Origin of the sequence: Ruegeria sp. SCSIO 43209, from assembly GCF_019904295.1 — a bacterium.
Lineage (GTDB): Bacteria > Pseudomonadota > Alphaproteobacteria > Rhodobacterales > Rhodobacteraceae > Ruegeria.
Genome location: NZ_CP065362.1, coordinates 290801 through 304985, shown reverse-complemented (window position 1 = coordinate 304985; position 14185 = coordinate 290801). Strand labels below are relative to the sequence as shown.

Here is a 14185-nt window from a genome sequence, read left to right as displayed (position 1 = left end):
AGCCGGGGGGCCGGGATGGCCCCCCGTATTTTCATCCGAGATTATTCGGCGGGTGTGCCGCCTGGCTCTTCGGACTTGCCGCCCGAAGCGAAGAACTCTTTCGTCAGTTTGAAGACGATCGGGCTCAGCAGCGCCAGGGCGATCAGGTTCGGAATGGCCATCATCGCGTTCAGCGTATCGGCCAGCAGCCAGATGAAGCCCAGATCCGCTGTTGCGCCAAAATAGATCATGACGATCCACAGGACGCGGTAGGGCATCAGGGATTTCACGCCTAGCAGAAACTCAACACATTTCTCACCATAGAAGGACCAGCCCAGAATGGTGGTAAAGGCAAAGATCGACAGAGCGATGGCGATGAGATACCCACCGATACCCGGCAGCGACAGTTCGAACGCGTGACTGGTTAGTGCTGCACCGGATTCACCCGATGTCCACGCACCCGACGAGATGATTGCCAGACCGGTGATGGTGCAGACGATGATTGTGTCGATGAACGTACCCAGCATCGCGATCAGGCCCTGGTTGACCGGACCTTTGGTCTCGGCTGCGGCGTGTGCGATCGGAGCGGAACCCAGACCGGCTTCGTTCGAGAAAACACCACGTGCCACACCAAAGCGGATCGCGGCCCAAACGGCAGCACCCGCGAAACCACCTTCGGCGGCCGACGGGGTGAAGGCGTAGGTGAAAACAAGCGACAGAGCGGAGCCGATGTTACCGATGTTGATCAGTAGAACCAGCAGGCCTGCGACGATGTAGGCAATCGCCATGAACGGAACCAGTTTACCTGCAACCGCACCGATGCGGGTGATGCCGCCCAGGATCACGGCCGCGGTCAGAACCATCAGGACAACGCCGGTAACCGAAGTGTTCAGGCCGAAGTTCGACTCCAGAACCTGTGCAACACCATTGGCCTGTACGCCGTTGCCGATGCCGAACGCCGCGATTGCGCCGAACAGAGCAAATGCAACACCCAGCCAGGCCCATTTCGCGCCGAGGCCATTTTTGATGTAGTACATCGGGCCGCCGACATAGTTACCAAGCTCGTCTTTTTCGCGGTATTTCACCGCGCAGACAGCTTCGGCATATTTGGTGGCCATGCCCACCAGGGCGGTCATCCACATCCAGAACAAGGCACCCGGACCGCCCAGGAAGACAGCAGTGGCCACACCAGCGATGTTGCCCGTACCGATAGTCGCAGATAGCGAGGTCATCAGCGCGTTGAACGGGCTGATCTGGCCCTCGCCCTGACCTTCGCGGCCTTTGAACAGCAGGCTGAAGCCCGTGCCAATGCGCAGGATCGGCATGAACTTCAGGCCGACCTGCAGGAAGAAGCCAACGCCGAGAATGAGAACCAGCATCAGCGGCCCCCACACGACGCCATTGATGGCCCCTACGATTGAATTTAACGCTTCCATGGTTTCCCTCCCATTTGCGTTAGGTTTATGCCCTGTTCGCCAAAGCCCGCTGGCGGGCCTGCTTGAGGGCGGCAAAGTCTTCGTCCGCGTGGAACGATGATCGGGTCAGCGGCGTTGCCGACACGTGCAAAAAGCCCTTGGAACGCGCGATCTGTTCCAGTTGGGCAAAATCTTCCGGTGTCCAGAACCGGTCAATCGGATGGTGTTTAGGGGTCGGTTGCAGATATTGGCCGACGGTCAGGAAATCGACATTGGCCGCGCGCAGGTCGTCCATGACCTGACGGACATCGTTCAGACTTTCGCCAAGCCCGACCATCAGGCCAGATTTGGTAAAAAGCTCCGGGTTCGCGCGTTTGGCAACATCCAGCAGACGCAGCGAGGTGTAATAGCGTGCACCCGGTCGCACAGTTGGATAAAGGTGCGGCACAGTTTCCAGATTGTGGTTGAAAACGTCTGGCGCCGCTTCAAATACGATCTCTGACGCAGTGCCTTTTCCAAGAAAATCGGGTGTCAGAACCTCGACAGTCGTACCGGCGTTCTGATGGCGCACGGCACGGATGGTCTGAGCGATATGCTCGGCCCCACCATCTGCCAGATCATCGCGATCGACCGAGGTGATCACCACATGACGCAGGCCCAGTTTCTTGACGGCGGCGGCGACTCGCCCGGGTTCAAACACATCCAGAGCATCCGGGCGACCCGTTGAGACATTGCAGAACGAACAACCCCGCGTACAGACCTCACCCATAATCATCATGGTCGCGTGACGCTTGGACCAGCATTCGCCGATATTGGGGCAGGCGGCTTCTTCGCAGACCGTTGCCAGATCATGCTCGCGCATGAGGCGTCGTGTTTCATAGTATTCAGCGCTGTCGCCCTTTTTCTTGCGAATCCACTTAGGCTTGCGCGGGATGACACTGTCGGCCTTTTTGGCTTTTTCCGGGTGGCGAGGACGAAGCTGGATGGTCATCTGGCTGGTCTCCCTTATGCGTGGATCGCGCGGCCCAGGGCGTCGAGGCAGGCTTCTTTGACGGCCTCGCCCATGGCCGGGTGCGCATGGCAGGTTGCAGCGACTTCGGACACCGTTGCGCCCTTTGTCATCGCCAGAACCAGTTCAGCGATCAGATCGCCGCCATGGGCTCCGCATATATGCGCACCCAGGATCTGGCCGTTCGGGTCTGCCAGAACCTTCACTGCACCGTCTGTTTCACCGGTCGAACGCGCGCGTGAGTTCGCCATGAAGGCGAATTTGCCGACCGAATACTCGGCACCGGATTCTTTCAGTGCTTCTTCGGTCAAACCAACCGAGGCGACTTCGGGGTCGGTGTACACCACGCCGGGGACGGTGTTGTAATCGACGTGGCCAGCTTCGCCTGCCAGCATCTCAACACAGGCGACACCATCTTCTTCGGCCTTGTGCGCCAGCATAGGTCCGGGAACGCAATCACCGATGGCGTAGATGCCCGGGACAGATGTCTGAAATGCGCCATCAACTTCAATGAAACCGCGTTGGTTCACGGCCACGCCCAGCTCTTCCAAGCCAAGGCCACGTGTGACTGGGCGGCGACCCACGGCGATCAACACCTTGTCGGCCTCGATCACTTCTTCTTTGTCCTTGCCGACGCGGTCCACAGTTAGTGTCAGACCAGTATCCGTTTTGTCGACGGATTTCAGTGCCCGGCCCAGCTGGAATTTCAGGCCACGTTTTGACAGCGCGCGTTGCGCCAGTTTGGCAATTTCACCATCCATGCCGGGCAGCACGCGGTCTAGATATTCGACGACCGTAACTTTGGCTCCGAGACGCGCCCAAACTTGCCCAAGTTCCAGTCCGATGACACCGGCACCGATCACCACCAGATGCTCGGGCACACTCTCCAGCGCAATCGCGCCCGTCGAACTGAGGATATCTTGCTCGTCAATCTCAATTCCTGGCAACGGGGTAGGTTCGGAACCAGTGGCAATGAGGATGCTCTTGGCCTCATGGACTTCGTCACCCACCTTGACCTGACCAGCGGCCGGAATTCTGGCCCACCCTTCGATCAGATCTACGCCGTTTTTTTTGAACAAAAACGCAATGCCCTTGGTCAGGTCGCCTACGATCTTGTCCTTGCGTCCCATCATTGCGGGCACATCGATGCTGGCCCCCTCGACCGCAATACCGTGGGAGGAGAGATGTGCAAGTTCGGCATATTTGGCCGAGGAGGTCAGCAACGCTTTGGAGGGTATGCACCCCACATTCAAACAGGTCCCGCCAAGTGCGCCACGTCCTTCGACGCAGGCAACTTTCAGGCCCAGTTGTGCCGCGCGGATCGCGGCGACATAGCCGCCCGGACCGCCCCCGATGACAATAAGATCGTAAGTCATTTGGTCTTCTTTCAGTAGATCGGGTGGCTTGCGCAGAGCGCGCGGACCTTTTCACGGGTTTCCTTTTCGACGGTCTCGTCACCGTCAGACGATTGTGCCAGCGCGTCCAGCACATCACCAATCATGTGGCCAATCTGTTTGAACTCTTCTGGTCCAAACCCACGGCTGCAGCCTGCGGCCGTACCGAGACGGATGCCGCTGGTGACAGTGGGCTTTTCGGGATCACCCGGAACGCTGTTTTTGTTGCAGGTGAATCCTGCACGCTCTAGCGCCGCTTCGGCGTCTTTGCCGGTTACGCCGACTGGGCGCAGATCAACCAGCATAAGGTGGTTTTCAGTGCCGCCCGAAACGATGTCGCACCCGCGCGCCATCATCACGTTGGCCAGTGCCGAGGCACTGTCGACAACGCGCTGCATATATTCTTTGAATTCAGGCTGCAGCGCTTCACCAAATGCGACTGCTTTGCCTGCGATCACATGCATCAGGGGGCCGCCCTGCAGACCCGGGAAAACAGCCGAGTTGATCTTTTTTGCCAGCGCTTCATCGTTTGTAAGAATAATCCCACCGCGCGGACCGCGCAGCGTCTTGTGCGTAGTCGACGTAACAATGTGTGCGTGCCCGATGGGCGAGGGGTGCAGGCCAGTCGCAACCAAGCCGGCGATGTGGGCCATGTCTGCCAGAAGCCATGCGCCAACTTCGTCGGCAATGGCGCGGAAGCGTGCGAAATCGATCTTTTGCGAATAGGCCGATGCGCCTGCAATGATCAGTTTGGGCTTTTCGGCTTTCGCTAATTCTTCAACCTGATCATAGTCAATCAGCCCGGCCTGGGTCAGGCCATATTGAACCGGACGGAACCACTTGCCGGACTGGGCAGGTTTTGCGCCATGGGTCAGGTGACCCCCAGCATCCAACGACATACCAAGAATCGTGTCACCCGGGCTGAGTAGTGCCAGCTTAACCGCCCCGTTGGCTTGCGCGCCCGAGTGCGGCTGAACGTTTGCATATTCGCAGCCAAACAGCTTCTTCAATCGGTCAATGGCTTCGGCCTCAACCTCATCCACATATTCACACCCGCCATAATAGCGGCGACCCGGATAGCCCTCGGCGTATTTGTTTGTAAGTACGGAACCCTGCGCATCGATCACTGCCTGAGAGACGATGTTCTCGGAAGCGATCAGTTCGATCTGTTCAGCCTGGCGCATGCCCTCGCGTGCGATCGATGCTGCGATGACGGGATCAGCCTCGGTGAGCGGTTTTGTGAACATGATCTCCTCCTGTAATCTCGTTCCAGTGTACGAAATTTTGTTTCCTATAGTGGAATTAGTGTACGCAAGGCAACAAAAATTTCATCACAGTAAAGTTGTTTGGCTCGGGGGAAATGAGTAAGCTTTGATAAAACAAGGAGATTCCCATGTCTGAGGACAACCTGAAAGATGGTGCCGGACCGGAAGAACAGGACGAGGGGGCGGCTTTGGGTCGGTCGATCCGGGATGCACGCCGCGCAAAAGGCTGGACATTGGAGGAGGCCGGGCGCGAAGCGGGAATCGGTCGATCAACACTTTCAAAGATCGAAAACAACCAGACACGTCCAAGTTTCGAGATCGTGCGGCGGCTGACACAGGCCTTGGACATGAACACGCCACAGCTGTTCTTGCAGTCCGCACAATCGGGAATTTCGGGGCGACGTGATTTTACGCCGAAAGGGCAAGGCGAGATAAGAAATACGCCGACCTACATGCACGAATTGCTGTGCTCGGACCTGACCAGTAAGCGAATGCTTCCTTATATCGCGACGATAAAAGCGCGTGACATATCAGAATATGAGAACTGGATCAGGCACACAGGCGAAGAATTTATGTACGTTATCAGTGGCGAGTTGATATTCGTATCCGAGCATTACCGCCCCTTACCGATGAAACCCGGAGATTCTCTGTACTACGATAGCGGTATGGGGCATGGCTGTATTTCTACGAGTAAGGAAGACGCCAGGGTCCTGTGGGTTTCGCTGGAATGACACGTTAGGCCACGGCGCTTTCGCGCAGAATACCAATACTAACCTGAGCAAACGGATATCTCATGGACCGGACTATTTTCACTGGAACTATGCCTGCCCTTATGACGCCGTGTAAGGCCGACAGGACACCTGACTTTGACGCGCTGGTCAAAAAGGGCAAAGAGATGATCGCGGCCGGCATGTCCGCTGTCGTCTATTGTGGCTCGATGGGGGATTGGCCGCTTCTGACGGATGCCCAACGGATGGAGGGCGTGGAACGACTGGTCGACGCTGGCTTGCCGGTTGTCGTGGGGACGGGTGCCATCAACTCGAATTCCGCTGTGGCGCACGCAGCACATGCACAGAAGGTCGGCGCGGCAGGGTTGATGGTTATCCCTCGGGTTCTGTCACGAGGCTCATCGGTTGCCGCGCAAAAGAACCATTTCAAGGCTATTCTTTCTGCGGCACCGGACGTGCCTGCGATCATCTACAACAGCCCTGTCTATGGGTTTGCCACTCGTGCGGATTTGTTTTTTGCACTGCGGGCCGAGCATCCGAATTTGGTTGGCTTTAAGGAGTTCGGGGGCAAGAGCGACCTGCGCTATGCCGCCGAACATATTACATCGCAGGACGATCAGGTCACTTTGATGGTAGGCGTCGATACTGAAGTCTACCATGGGTTTGTGAATTGCGGCGCCACCGGATCGATCACCGGGATAGGAACGGCGCTGCCCAAAGAGGCATTGTTGCTTGCGGCGCTTTCGAAAAAGGCAGCAGAGGGACATGCCGAAGCACGGTTGCGTGCGCGCGAACTGGACGAGGCATTTGGCGTTCTGGCAAGTTTTGACGAAGGCACGGATCTTGTTCTTTACTACAAGCATCTGCTGGTGCTGAACGGCGACGAAGAATACCGCCTGCATTTCAATGAAACCGACGTGTTATCCGACGCCCAGAGAAATTACTGCGAGCAACAGTACAATTTGTTTAAGTCGTGGTTTACCGATTGGGTTCGTCAGGGTGGGGTCATTGCGGAATGCATGTGATTGACAGCCATACCGGTGGAATGCCCACACGGGTCATTCTGGAAGGGGGGCCTGATCTGGGTTCAGGATCACTGGCTGAACGCGCCAAGCGACTGGCAACGGAACATGAGCGGTTCTACAAGTCTGTTCTACTGGAGCCGCGCGGCCAGCCCGGCATGGTCGGGGCGCTCCTTGTCGAACCGGTCAGTGCTGAATGCAAAGCGGGCGTGATCTACTTTGACGCGGATGCGGTACTGGGCATGTGCGGCCATGGGACGATCGGGTTGGGCGTAACATTGGCGCATCTTGGACAGATCGAGGTTGGCGCGCACCGAATCGAAACTCCGGTAGGTGAGGTTAAGATTGATCTGCTGGACGCCAACACCGTGCAGGTCACCAACATTGAAAGCCGCCGCGTACATCATTCCGTGACGGTCGAGACTGCAGAGTATGGCCCCGTCACCGGCGATGTCGCTTATGGCGGCAATTGGTTCTTCATTGTCGAGCCAAGCCCGATCCCGATTGCGCCTGAGAACATTCGCCCGCTGACCGACATGGCTATCGCAATTCGCGAAGCCTGCATTGCGCAAGAAGTTGGTGGCGAAAATGGCGAGCCGGTTGATCACGTGATCTTTCAGGGCACCTCACCGAATGCAGGTATTCATAGCAGAAACTTTGTTCTGTGCCCCGACGATGACTATGACCGCTCGCCTTGCGGCACCGGCAGCTCGGCCCGGCTGGCCTGCCTCGCGGCCAGTCGGCGCTTGTCCGCTGGGGAAGAAATCGTTCAGGAAAGCATCATCGGAAGTTCGTACAGGCTGTCCTATCAGCCGGGGCAGGGCGGAGGCATTGTTCCCCAGCTAACTGGCCAGGCGCATGTGATGGCAGAGGGTAAGCTCTTCTTTGCGCAGAATGATCCGTTTCAATTTGGTATTGCGCGTTGACGCAGGGAGACGAGCAAGACGGAATCCCATTCGGGCGTCGTGTTCAGAAAATCGTATCAGGTGGACAAACCGGCGTAGACACTGCCGCATTGGAGTTTGCCCGCGCAAACGGCATCCCTTACGGCGGCTGGGTGCCGAAGGGTCGAACAAATGAGGATGGGCTGATCCCGGCTCATCTCAGCGGGCTTGTTGAAACGAAGTCTGAAGATGTCGCTGAACGGACAAGGCTCAACGTCTTTGCCAGTGACGCCACGCTTGTTTTTATCGACGGGTCAGACAGTCCCGGCACGCGGAAAACGGTTGAGTTTGCAGTTGATGCTGAAAAACCGCATCTGGTGGTGGACATCAGAAAAGGAGAGGCCAATTGCGCGCTACAGGTGCGGGATTGGCTGAGCGCCAACCCTGTTACTGTTCTGAACATTGCAGGCCCGCGCGCTTCGGAGGCCCCCGAGATTGGTCCGCGTGTGCACGAGGTGCTGGACGCTTGTCTGGATCAGTTCATTCAGCCCAAATAATCGCGCAGCGCTGGCGGAGGATTGTTGAAGAGTGTCTCGGTCTCAGCAGGTGGATGTGCGATTTGATCCGCAACCAATACGGTTTGGTCGGTTATCCGAAGCGCATCCCGTGGGTCGTGGCTGACCATAAGCAGGGTGGTTTTGGTCTCGGCGACTAATTCAGCGACCAGATCGAGCATCTCTGTTTTCAGGGCAGGGCCAAGGGCGGCGAAAGGTTCGTCGAGCAATAACACCTGACGCTTTTGCACGAGGATTCTGGCCAGCGCCACGCGGCTTTGCTGACCACCTGATAATTCAGCGGGCTTTCTGGCCGCCATTCCCTGCAGGCCAACGCGGCCGAGGGCCGATTGAATGTGGTGTTGGTCGTCTGCAGTCAAACCTCCATTGGGCCTTAGGCCCAGGGCGACATTCTGTTCGGCGCTCAGGTGAGGAAACAGGTTTCCGTCCTGAAACAGCATTGCCATCGGTCGACTGCCTGGTGGTAATGTCGATAGGTCATGATCCTTCCAGTGGATGTGCCCACTTCTCAGGTCTCGAAAACCGGCGATAGTTTCAAGAAGTGTTGATTTTCCTGCCCCCGACGGACCGATGATCGCAACGCTGGATCCGGCCTTGACCTCAAAGTCAGCGCTTAATTGGAAATCGCCATTTGCGATGATGCAATTGTCAAGCTTCAGCATGCCAGCGACCCCCTCGATCCAGAACCCAGAAAACACCCATCGATAGTATAAGCAGCAGCAGCGCGCCTCCTGCTGCGGCCTGCATCTGGTAGGCGCCCATCAGGCGGTAGATTTGCAGGGGCAGCGTTGCGATCTGCGCATCTGCAAACAGGGCGATCACACCCAGATCACCCATGGACAGTGCCGCCGTCAGGCCCGCGGCAAAACCGATCTGGGGGCGCAGGCGTGGAAGCATGACACGCAAGAAAAAGGACCAGTTGTTCATGTTCAGGGCCAGTGCCAACCGCCCGTGCCGTTCCAACACATCGCGCGCTGCGGGAACCAAAATTCGAAGGGCGAAGGGCAAGGCCATGACCGCGTTTACAAGCGCGGTTACCGGCAACGCAAGAGTTGTAGGATTGGCCAGCGGGCGGATCAGAATAAAGAGACCCGTACCAATGACCAAGGGCGAGGCGGCGAGGCCAAGAAGTCCGCCAAGTTCGACGATGCCGAACCGGCCTGTCGCGACGGCTGTCGCCATGGGCAGTGCCAGCAGTAATAGGAGCATGGTACTGGCGGCGGCAACACAGATTGAAATTATAGCAGCACGGAACACCAAAACCGGCATCTCAAACAGCCCAGCGATACCCGAAATCGTGACGGATGCCAGAGGTAGCAGCAGGAACGCGGCGGCGGTGATAATCCAAAACGCATCCAGCAGTGGTCCTCGGCCATCCCAGCGCCGGATCTCACGATTCAGGCCGGTACCGAACCCGTCGCCGCGCGAGAACTTTAAGGCTGCCAAAGCAGCCGCTGCGGTCAGGACAAGTTGCAAAGCGGATAATAAGGCGGCGCGCCCTAAGTCAAAATCATATGTAAAGGCCTGATAGATCGCGAGTTCAATCGTGGTGGCGCGCGGCCCTCCACCCAGCGTCAGGGCAACCGCAAAACTGGTCAGGCAAATGGCGAAGATTACGGCCAACACTCCGGGCAGAATGCGGCGAAGCATTGGCAGTTCGATCAAACGGAACATTGCCATTCCTTCGCACCCAAGTTGGGCCGCTAGCCGGAAACGCTCGGCAGGGATCTCCTGCCAACCCTGCAAGATCAGGCGTGTTGCCAGAGGTAGATTAAAAAATACGTGGGCCAGAACGACACCGTGCAGCCCATAGATTCGAATGGGCGGCAGACCGAAATAGCCCAACGCGTCCGAGATCCATCCTGCCCGGCCAAAGACCTGAAGCAATCCCAGAATGGCGACGATGACCGGTAGGATGAAAGGTGCACCCAACAGCGTGATCAGGACTCGCCTGCCGGTGAACCGGCGGCGCGCCAGTGCGCGGGCGACCGGAATAGCCAGACCGGCGCTGAACATTGCAGAGAGCGTCGCCTGGAGCAGGGTAAAGCGTAAGGCAGCCCAGTCGGCGGGACCAAACCCGCCGCCTGCATCTGCCCGCACCGCCACCATGAACAACGTGCCCAATATCAGTGCGGCAACGATGGCCGCCGCACTGACACCGGGGAGTGGGTTTACTGGCTGAGTGCGCCCAACCATTCCGAAAGCGCCTGTTCCCGCGCAATGGCGGCTTGGTCCTGATCAAACAGCAGAGACTTCTGAGGGATCGTTAGAGTTTCAAAACCTTCGGGCAGACCGGAAGATGGAGTTACGGCAGGGTACATCCAGTTGGTCGTTGGAATGATCGTCTGAAACGCGTCAGACACCATGAAGTTCAGAAACTGATCTGCCAGCTCGGGCTGATCGGAATTGGCTAGCTTGGCCGCAACCTCGATCTGCATATAATGGCCTTCGTCAAAGGCTGCTGCTGCTTTGCTGGCATCTTCCTCGGCAATCAGGTGATAGGCTGGCGAGGTCGTATAGCTTAGAACCATGTCGGCCTCACCTTCAAGGAACAAGCCATATGACTCGGACCAGCCCTTGGTAACCGTCACGATATTGTCAGCAAGGTCAGCCCAGATTTCTTGGGCTTCATCGCCATACGCGGCCTTGACCCACAGCAGAAGACCCAGCCCCGGCGTCGATGAACGCGGATCCTGAATGATGATCTTGATGTCACTATCTGCCAACTCGCGGAAGCTGTTAGGAGCGGCAAAATCTGCATTGTGAACAAATGCAAAGTAACCCCAGTCGTAGGGGGCAAAAACTGTGTCGGTCCACTCGATGGGCAGAGCATACTCGGCAGTGACTGAATGAGGTGCAAACAGGCCGGTTTCTTTAGCTGCCGATATCAAGTTGGTATCCAAACCCAATACAATATCGGCGTCGCTGTTTTCGCCTTCCAGCCGAATGCGTGACAGCAGTGCCGCGCCATCTTCGACGCCGACAAGGTTCAGGTCGCATTCGCATTGCGCTTCAAACGCCTCTTCGACCTTCGGGCCGGGGCCCCAGTCCGAAACGAAGCTGTCGTAAGTATATACGGTCAACGTGGGCTTATCGGCTGCCACAGCCGAAGTCGCAGTCAGTATTCCCGCAGCAATTGCCAGATGTTTCATATCATCCTCCAATGCGGCGAGAGGGTAAGGATGGATGAAACCTGTACCTTTCCCTCCGCCGGTTCTAGCCGGTTCAGGTTCAACGGGTTTGCCAATTGGCATCTCAGCGCGGTCTTTAGCGCACCCCGAGGTAGGGTCGTGATTAGGGGGATGAGAGGATGATTTCAACCGAAATCGTTAGGTTCTCGTTCAATAAGCATTGAATGAAATACCATAAGAACGAGCCACGAAGCCAGAGAAGTCCTTTAGGAGATATGCGCATATTTGACGCGCATATAGTATATTGATATTCTCAGGCACATGGAGGCCAAGAAAGAATGAACACTCAACCACGCAAACCGACCAATCTATCACTTGATAGCGCATTGCTCACCGAGGCCAGAGCGCTGAACGTGAACCTGTCGCGTGCCGCCGAAGAAGGATTGCGTGCCGCCGTTGCCGCTGCGAAGGCAGCACAGTGGAGGGCCGAAAACGCGGAGGCACTGCTAAGCTCAAACTCGTATGTTGAACGGCACGGGTTGCCCTTGGACCGCTTTCGTCAGTTCTGATGCCGAAATACGATGTATTCCCCAACCCATCCGGCGATGGCTATCTTCTGGATGTGCAAACCGATCTTTTGAGCGATCTGAATACCCGCATAGTGGTGCCGCTTTTGTCAAAAGCACGTGCGCCGAAACCAGCGACCCGCCTCAACCCTGAGTTCCTGATAGATGGTGAGCAGGTTGTAATGGTGACCCAGTTCATGGCTGCTGTTCCTGTGGGACTCCTCAAATCACCAGTGGGTAATCTGAAAGATGATTTCGAGCAGATCACCGTGGCCGTAGACATGCTGATGCAAGGTTTCTGAACGACAATAGCTGGCCTCATTGGCCAGCCACTTTGCGCGCATAACACCTGTCAGGTGTTATGCTTCTGCTCTACTTGTCGCGCAGTACCACGACACTGCAATGTGCATGACGGACCACACGTGCAGCCGTTGAACCGATCAGATAGTCCGAAAGGCCCGGTTGGTGTGACGCAACCACTATGCAGTCCACTTTGTGTTCCTCGGCCCAATCCAGAATGGAATTTGTTGGATGACCTGTAACAACATGAGTGCCGATCTTCGGAGACTCCATCGATGCGTTCAGTTTGTCCTCAAAATCAGAAACGCTTTTCTGAACCTGCTCGGGCGGAAAGTACGACCCGATATACGAAGGTAGTTCTTCGAGAACGGACAGCACCGATACTGTACCGCCATCCGACAGCAAGCGGCTTGCTGCATCCAGAGATTTGGCACAGTCGTTGATGTGATCAGGGGCGACTGGAACGAGGATATGGTTATACATCTGTACCTCCGGATTATTTCAGGATGTTGGGCAACCAGGTGGCGATCTGCGGGAAGATGAAGATCAGGGTCAGGCCAACGAACTGGAGTGCCACAAACGGGCCAACCGAATTGTAGACATCCCCCATGCTGACATCCTTGGGCAGAACCCCTTTGATCCAGAACAGCACAAAACCGAACGGAGGTGTCAGGTAAGCGATTTGGATGTTCACGATGAACAGCGCGCCAAACCACAGCTTGTCGATCCCCAATTCGTCGATAATCGGGATGAACAGTGGTGTGCACAGCATGATGATGGCCCAATCATCCATCACCATACCCAGGACGAGGATGATCAGCATCATCATCAGCAGGATGCCGGTTGCACCGCCGGGCATGGAAAGAACCAGATTGGTCAGCAGGTCCTGGCTGCCAAGCGTGTTGAACACATTAAGATAGACGGTGGCACCAATCAGAATCCAAAGCCCCATACCGCTGAGCTTCAAGGTGGACACCAACGATTCCCTCAGCACCTCCCAGGTCAGTTTGCCGTAGATCAGGTTGATGACAAAGGCGCCTGCGGCACCAAATGCGGCAGCTTCCGCCGGCGTCGCGATACCGCCCCAGATGACGCCCAGAACGATGATGATGAGTAAGGCAAACGGCCAGATGCTGAGAACGGCGGTCAGTTTTTCGGTGCGGGTGAATTTCTGATCAGCGGGCAGGGCGGGGCCCAGCTCGGGCTGGATTTTACAACGTACGCCGATATAGATCGTGTAGAAAGTTGCCAGCATCAGGCCGGGCAGCAACCCCGCCATGAACAGGTCACCGATCGAAACCTTGGCCAGCAATCCATAGAAGATGAACGGAACGCTTGGTGGGATCAGCGCACCCAATGCACCGCCTGCCGCGATACAACCGATCGCGATACGGCGATCATATTTGTAGCGCATCATCGAAGGATAGGCGATCTGACCCATTGTGGTGGTCGCCGGTGGTGTGATGCCGGTGATTGCAGCAAAAACAGTACAGACCTGAACTGTACCCATCGCGAGACCACCATGAATGTGGCCGATCAGCTTGTAAACGGCGTCATAGGCCGTTTCGGCTATCCCCGAAAATCTTATGAGTGAGCCCATGAACAAGAACAATGGCACTGTGACCAGTACCGAATTCCAAGGCGTTGAATAGAATGCACTGGGCACGGACAACAGCGCGCGAGGTTCGAAAACCAGGGCAAATAGAACCGCTGTTCCGCCCAAGCCGAACGCAACCGGCAGCCCCATGAAAAGGATCCCAAACAGTATTAAGAAATACAGCGCTGTAATTAGTTCGAGGCTCATGATCTTTAGTTTCCCTACCTAGTGGCCGTTCGCGCGGTCTTTGCCGGGTTGTGTGTCAGCAGTGCTTTTAACACTGACATGCGCCCGTCTGGTCCGCTGGCCCGACGATCAGG

The 14185-nt window shown here is 56.6% G+C and carries 15 protein-coding genes and 1 riboswitch; of the genes, 6 read left to right on the top strand and 9 right to left on the bottom strand.

Going from position 1 to position 14185, the window contains the following annotated elements; genetic code table 11:
• Positions 1–41: 41 nt before the first annotated feature.
• From I5192_RS20830 to glyA, 4 genes are read right to left on the bottom strand one after another with little or no spacing between them, the layout of a single operon-like run.
• A complete protein-coding gene (locus I5192_RS20830) occupies positions 42–1415 on the bottom strand; it encodes a sodium:alanine symporter family protein (RefSeq protein WP_170393738.1) in 1374 nt (457 codons plus the stop codon).
• Positions 1416–1440: 25 nt separating this feature from the next.
• The gene (gene lipA / locus I5192_RS20825; protein WP_223118460.1) at positions 1441–2385 is read right to left on the bottom strand and encodes a lipoyl synthase; all 945 of its coding nucleotides are present in this window, start codon (positions 2383–2385) and stop codon (positions 1441–1443) included.
• A gap of 14 nt (positions 2386–2399) precedes the next feature.
• The gene (gene lpdA / locus I5192_RS20820; protein WP_223118459.1) at positions 2400–3779 is read right to left on the bottom strand and encodes a dihydrolipoyl dehydrogenase; all 1380 of its coding nucleotides are present in this window, start codon (positions 3777–3779) and stop codon (positions 2400–2402) included.
• Between the two features lie 11 nt (positions 3780–3790).
• On the bottom strand, positions 3791–5044 hold the full coding sequence (glyA, locus tag I5192_RS20815) for a serine hydroxymethyltransferase (protein WP_223118458.1): 1254 nt from the start codon (positions 5042–5044) through the stop codon (positions 3791–3793).
• 146 nt (positions 5045–5190) lie between these two features.
• Between glyA and I5192_RS20810 the strand changes: the two genes are divergently transcribed.
• The 4 genes from I5192_RS20810 to I5192_RS20795 all read left to right on the top strand — a co-directional run bounded on the left by I5192_RS20810 (position 5191) and on the right by I5192_RS20795 (position 8253).
• Positions 5191–5793 carry a helix-turn-helix domain-containing protein gene (locus tag I5192_RS20810; protein ID WP_170393747.1) on the top strand — a complete coding sequence of 201 codons (603 nt, stop codon included), beginning with the start codon at positions 5191–5193 and terminating at the stop codon, positions 5791–5793.
• A 62-nt stretch (positions 5794–5855) separates the two neighbouring features.
• The gene (locus tag I5192_RS20805) at positions 5856–6815 is read left to right on the top strand and encodes a dihydrodipicolinate synthase family protein (RefSeq protein WP_223118457.1); all 960 of its coding nucleotides are present in this window, start codon (positions 5856–5858) and stop codon (positions 6813–6815) included.
• Entirely contained in the window at positions 6806–7738 is a 933-nt protein-coding gene (locus I5192_RS20800; RefSeq protein WP_223118456.1) for a proline racemase family protein, read from the top strand. Before I5192_RS20805 ends, I5192_RS20800 begins: the two co-directional genes overlap by 10 nt.
• Entirely contained in the window at positions 7735–8253 is a 519-nt protein-coding gene (locus tag I5192_RS20795; protein ID WP_223118455.1) for a putative molybdenum carrier protein, read from the top strand. The genes I5192_RS20800 and I5192_RS20795 overlap by 4 nt, the downstream gene beginning before the upstream one ends.
• Here the strand turns inward: I5192_RS20795 and I5192_RS20790 are convergent.
• The 3 genes from I5192_RS20790 to thiB are packed head-to-tail and all read right to left on the bottom strand — an operon-like array spanning position 8241 to position 11423.
• Positions 8241–8933 carry an ATP-binding cassette domain-containing protein gene (locus I5192_RS20790; RefSeq protein WP_170393755.1) on the bottom strand — a complete coding sequence of 231 codons (693 nt, stop codon included), beginning with the start codon at positions 8931–8933 and terminating at the stop codon, positions 8241–8243. The two genes, I5192_RS20795 and I5192_RS20790, sit on opposite strands and share 13 nt — an antisense overlap.
• On the bottom strand, positions 8920–10467 hold the full coding sequence (locus I5192_RS20785) for a thiamine/thiamine pyrophosphate ABC transporter permease ThiP (RefSeq protein ID WP_223118454.1): 1548 nt from the start codon (positions 10465–10467) through the stop codon (positions 8920–8922). Before I5192_RS20785 ends, I5192_RS20790 begins: the two co-directional genes overlap by 14 nt.
• Positions 10443–11423 (bottom strand): thiamine ABC transporter substrate binding subunit, encoded by a 981-nt coding sequence (gene thiB, locus I5192_RS20780; protein ID WP_223118453.1) that lies wholly within the window; start codon positions 11421–11423, stop codon positions 10443–10445. Before thiB ends, I5192_RS20785 begins: the two co-directional genes overlap by 25 nt.
• A gap of 32 nt (positions 11424–11455) precedes the next feature.
• A riboswitch (TPP riboswitch) is annotated at positions 11456–11561 on the bottom strand.
• A 179-nt stretch (positions 11562–11740) separates the two neighbouring features.
• Between thiB and I5192_RS20775 the strand changes: the two genes are divergently transcribed.
• Both I5192_RS20775 and I5192_RS20770 read left to right on the top strand, forming a co-directional pair.
• Positions 11741–11971: a type II toxin-antitoxin system CcdA family antitoxin gene (locus I5192_RS20775; RefSeq protein ID WP_223118452.1), complete on the top strand. Its 231-nt coding sequence runs from the start codon at positions 11741–11743 to the stop codon at positions 11969–11971.
• Positions 11971–12270, top strand: coding sequence for a CcdB family protein (locus I5192_RS20770; protein ID WP_223118451.1), 300 nt, complete (start codon positions 11971–11973; stop codon positions 12268–12270). Before I5192_RS20775 ends, I5192_RS20770 begins: the two co-directional genes overlap by 1 nt.
• Positions 12271–12340: 70 nt before the next feature.
• Here the strand turns inward: I5192_RS20770 and I5192_RS20765 are convergent, their stop codons facing one another.
• Together I5192_RS20765 and I5192_RS20760 are read right to left on the bottom strand one after the other, a co-directional pair.
• Positions 12341–12751 (bottom strand): universal stress protein, encoded by a 411-nt coding sequence (locus I5192_RS20765; protein WP_170393765.1) that lies wholly within the window; start codon positions 12749–12751, stop codon positions 12341–12343.
• A gap of 13 nt (positions 12752–12764) precedes the next feature.
• Complete coding sequence (locus I5192_RS20760) at positions 12765–14072, bottom strand: TRAP transporter large permease subunit (protein ID WP_170393768.1); 1308 nt, start codon at positions 14070–14072, stop codon at positions 12765–12767.
• Positions 14073–14185: the final 113 nt, after the last annotated feature.

Coding starts and splice junctions, on each gene's coding strand:
- I5192_RS20830 (WP_170393738.1), bottom strand. CDS start 1,415: ATGGAAGCGTTAAATTCAATCGTAGGGGCCATCAATGGCGTCGTGTGG.
- lipA (WP_223118460.1), bottom strand. CDS start 2,385: ATGACCATCCAGCTTCGTCCTCGCCACCCGGAAAAAGCCAAAAAGGCC.
- lpdA (WP_223118459.1), bottom strand. CDS start 3,779: ATGACTTACGATCTTATTGTCATCGGGGGCGGTCCGGGCGGCTATGTC.
- glyA (WP_223118458.1), bottom strand. CDS start 5,044: ATGTTCACAAAACCGCTCACCGAGGCTGATCCCGTCATCGCAGCATCG.
- I5192_RS20810 (WP_170393747.1), top strand. CDS start 5,191: ATGTCTGAGGACAACCTGAAAGATGGTGCCGGACCGGAAGAACAGGAC.
- I5192_RS20805 (WP_223118457.1), top strand. CDS start 5,856: ATGGACCGGACTATTTTCACTGGAACTATGCCTGCCCTTATGACGCCG.
- I5192_RS20800 (WP_223118456.1), top strand. CDS start 6,806: ATGCATGTGATTGACAGCCATACCGGTGGAATGCCCACACGGGTCATT.
- I5192_RS20790 (WP_170393755.1), bottom strand. CDS start 8,933: ATGCTGAAGCTTGACAATTGCATCATCGCAAATGGCGATTTCCAATTA.
- I5192_RS20785 (WP_223118454.1), bottom strand. CDS start 10,467: ATGGTTGGGCGCACTCAGCCAGTAAACCCACTCCCCGGTGTCAGTGCG.
- thiB (WP_223118453.1), bottom strand. CDS start 11,423: ATGAAACATCTGGCAATTGCTGCGGGAATACTGACTGCGACTTCGGCT.
- I5192_RS20775 (WP_223118452.1), top strand. CDS start 11,741: ATGAACACTCAACCACGCAAACCGACCAATCTATCACTTGATAGCGCA.
- I5192_RS20770 (WP_223118451.1), top strand. CDS start 11,971: ATGCCGAAATACGATGTATTCCCCAACCCATCCGGCGATGGCTATCTT.
- I5192_RS20765 (WP_170393765.1), bottom strand. CDS start 12,751: ATGTATAACCATATCCTCGTTCCAGTCGCCCCTGATCACATCAACGAC.
- I5192_RS20760 (WP_170393768.1), bottom strand. CDS start 14,072: ATGAGCCTCGAACTAATTACAGCGCTGTATTTCTTAATACTGTTTGGG.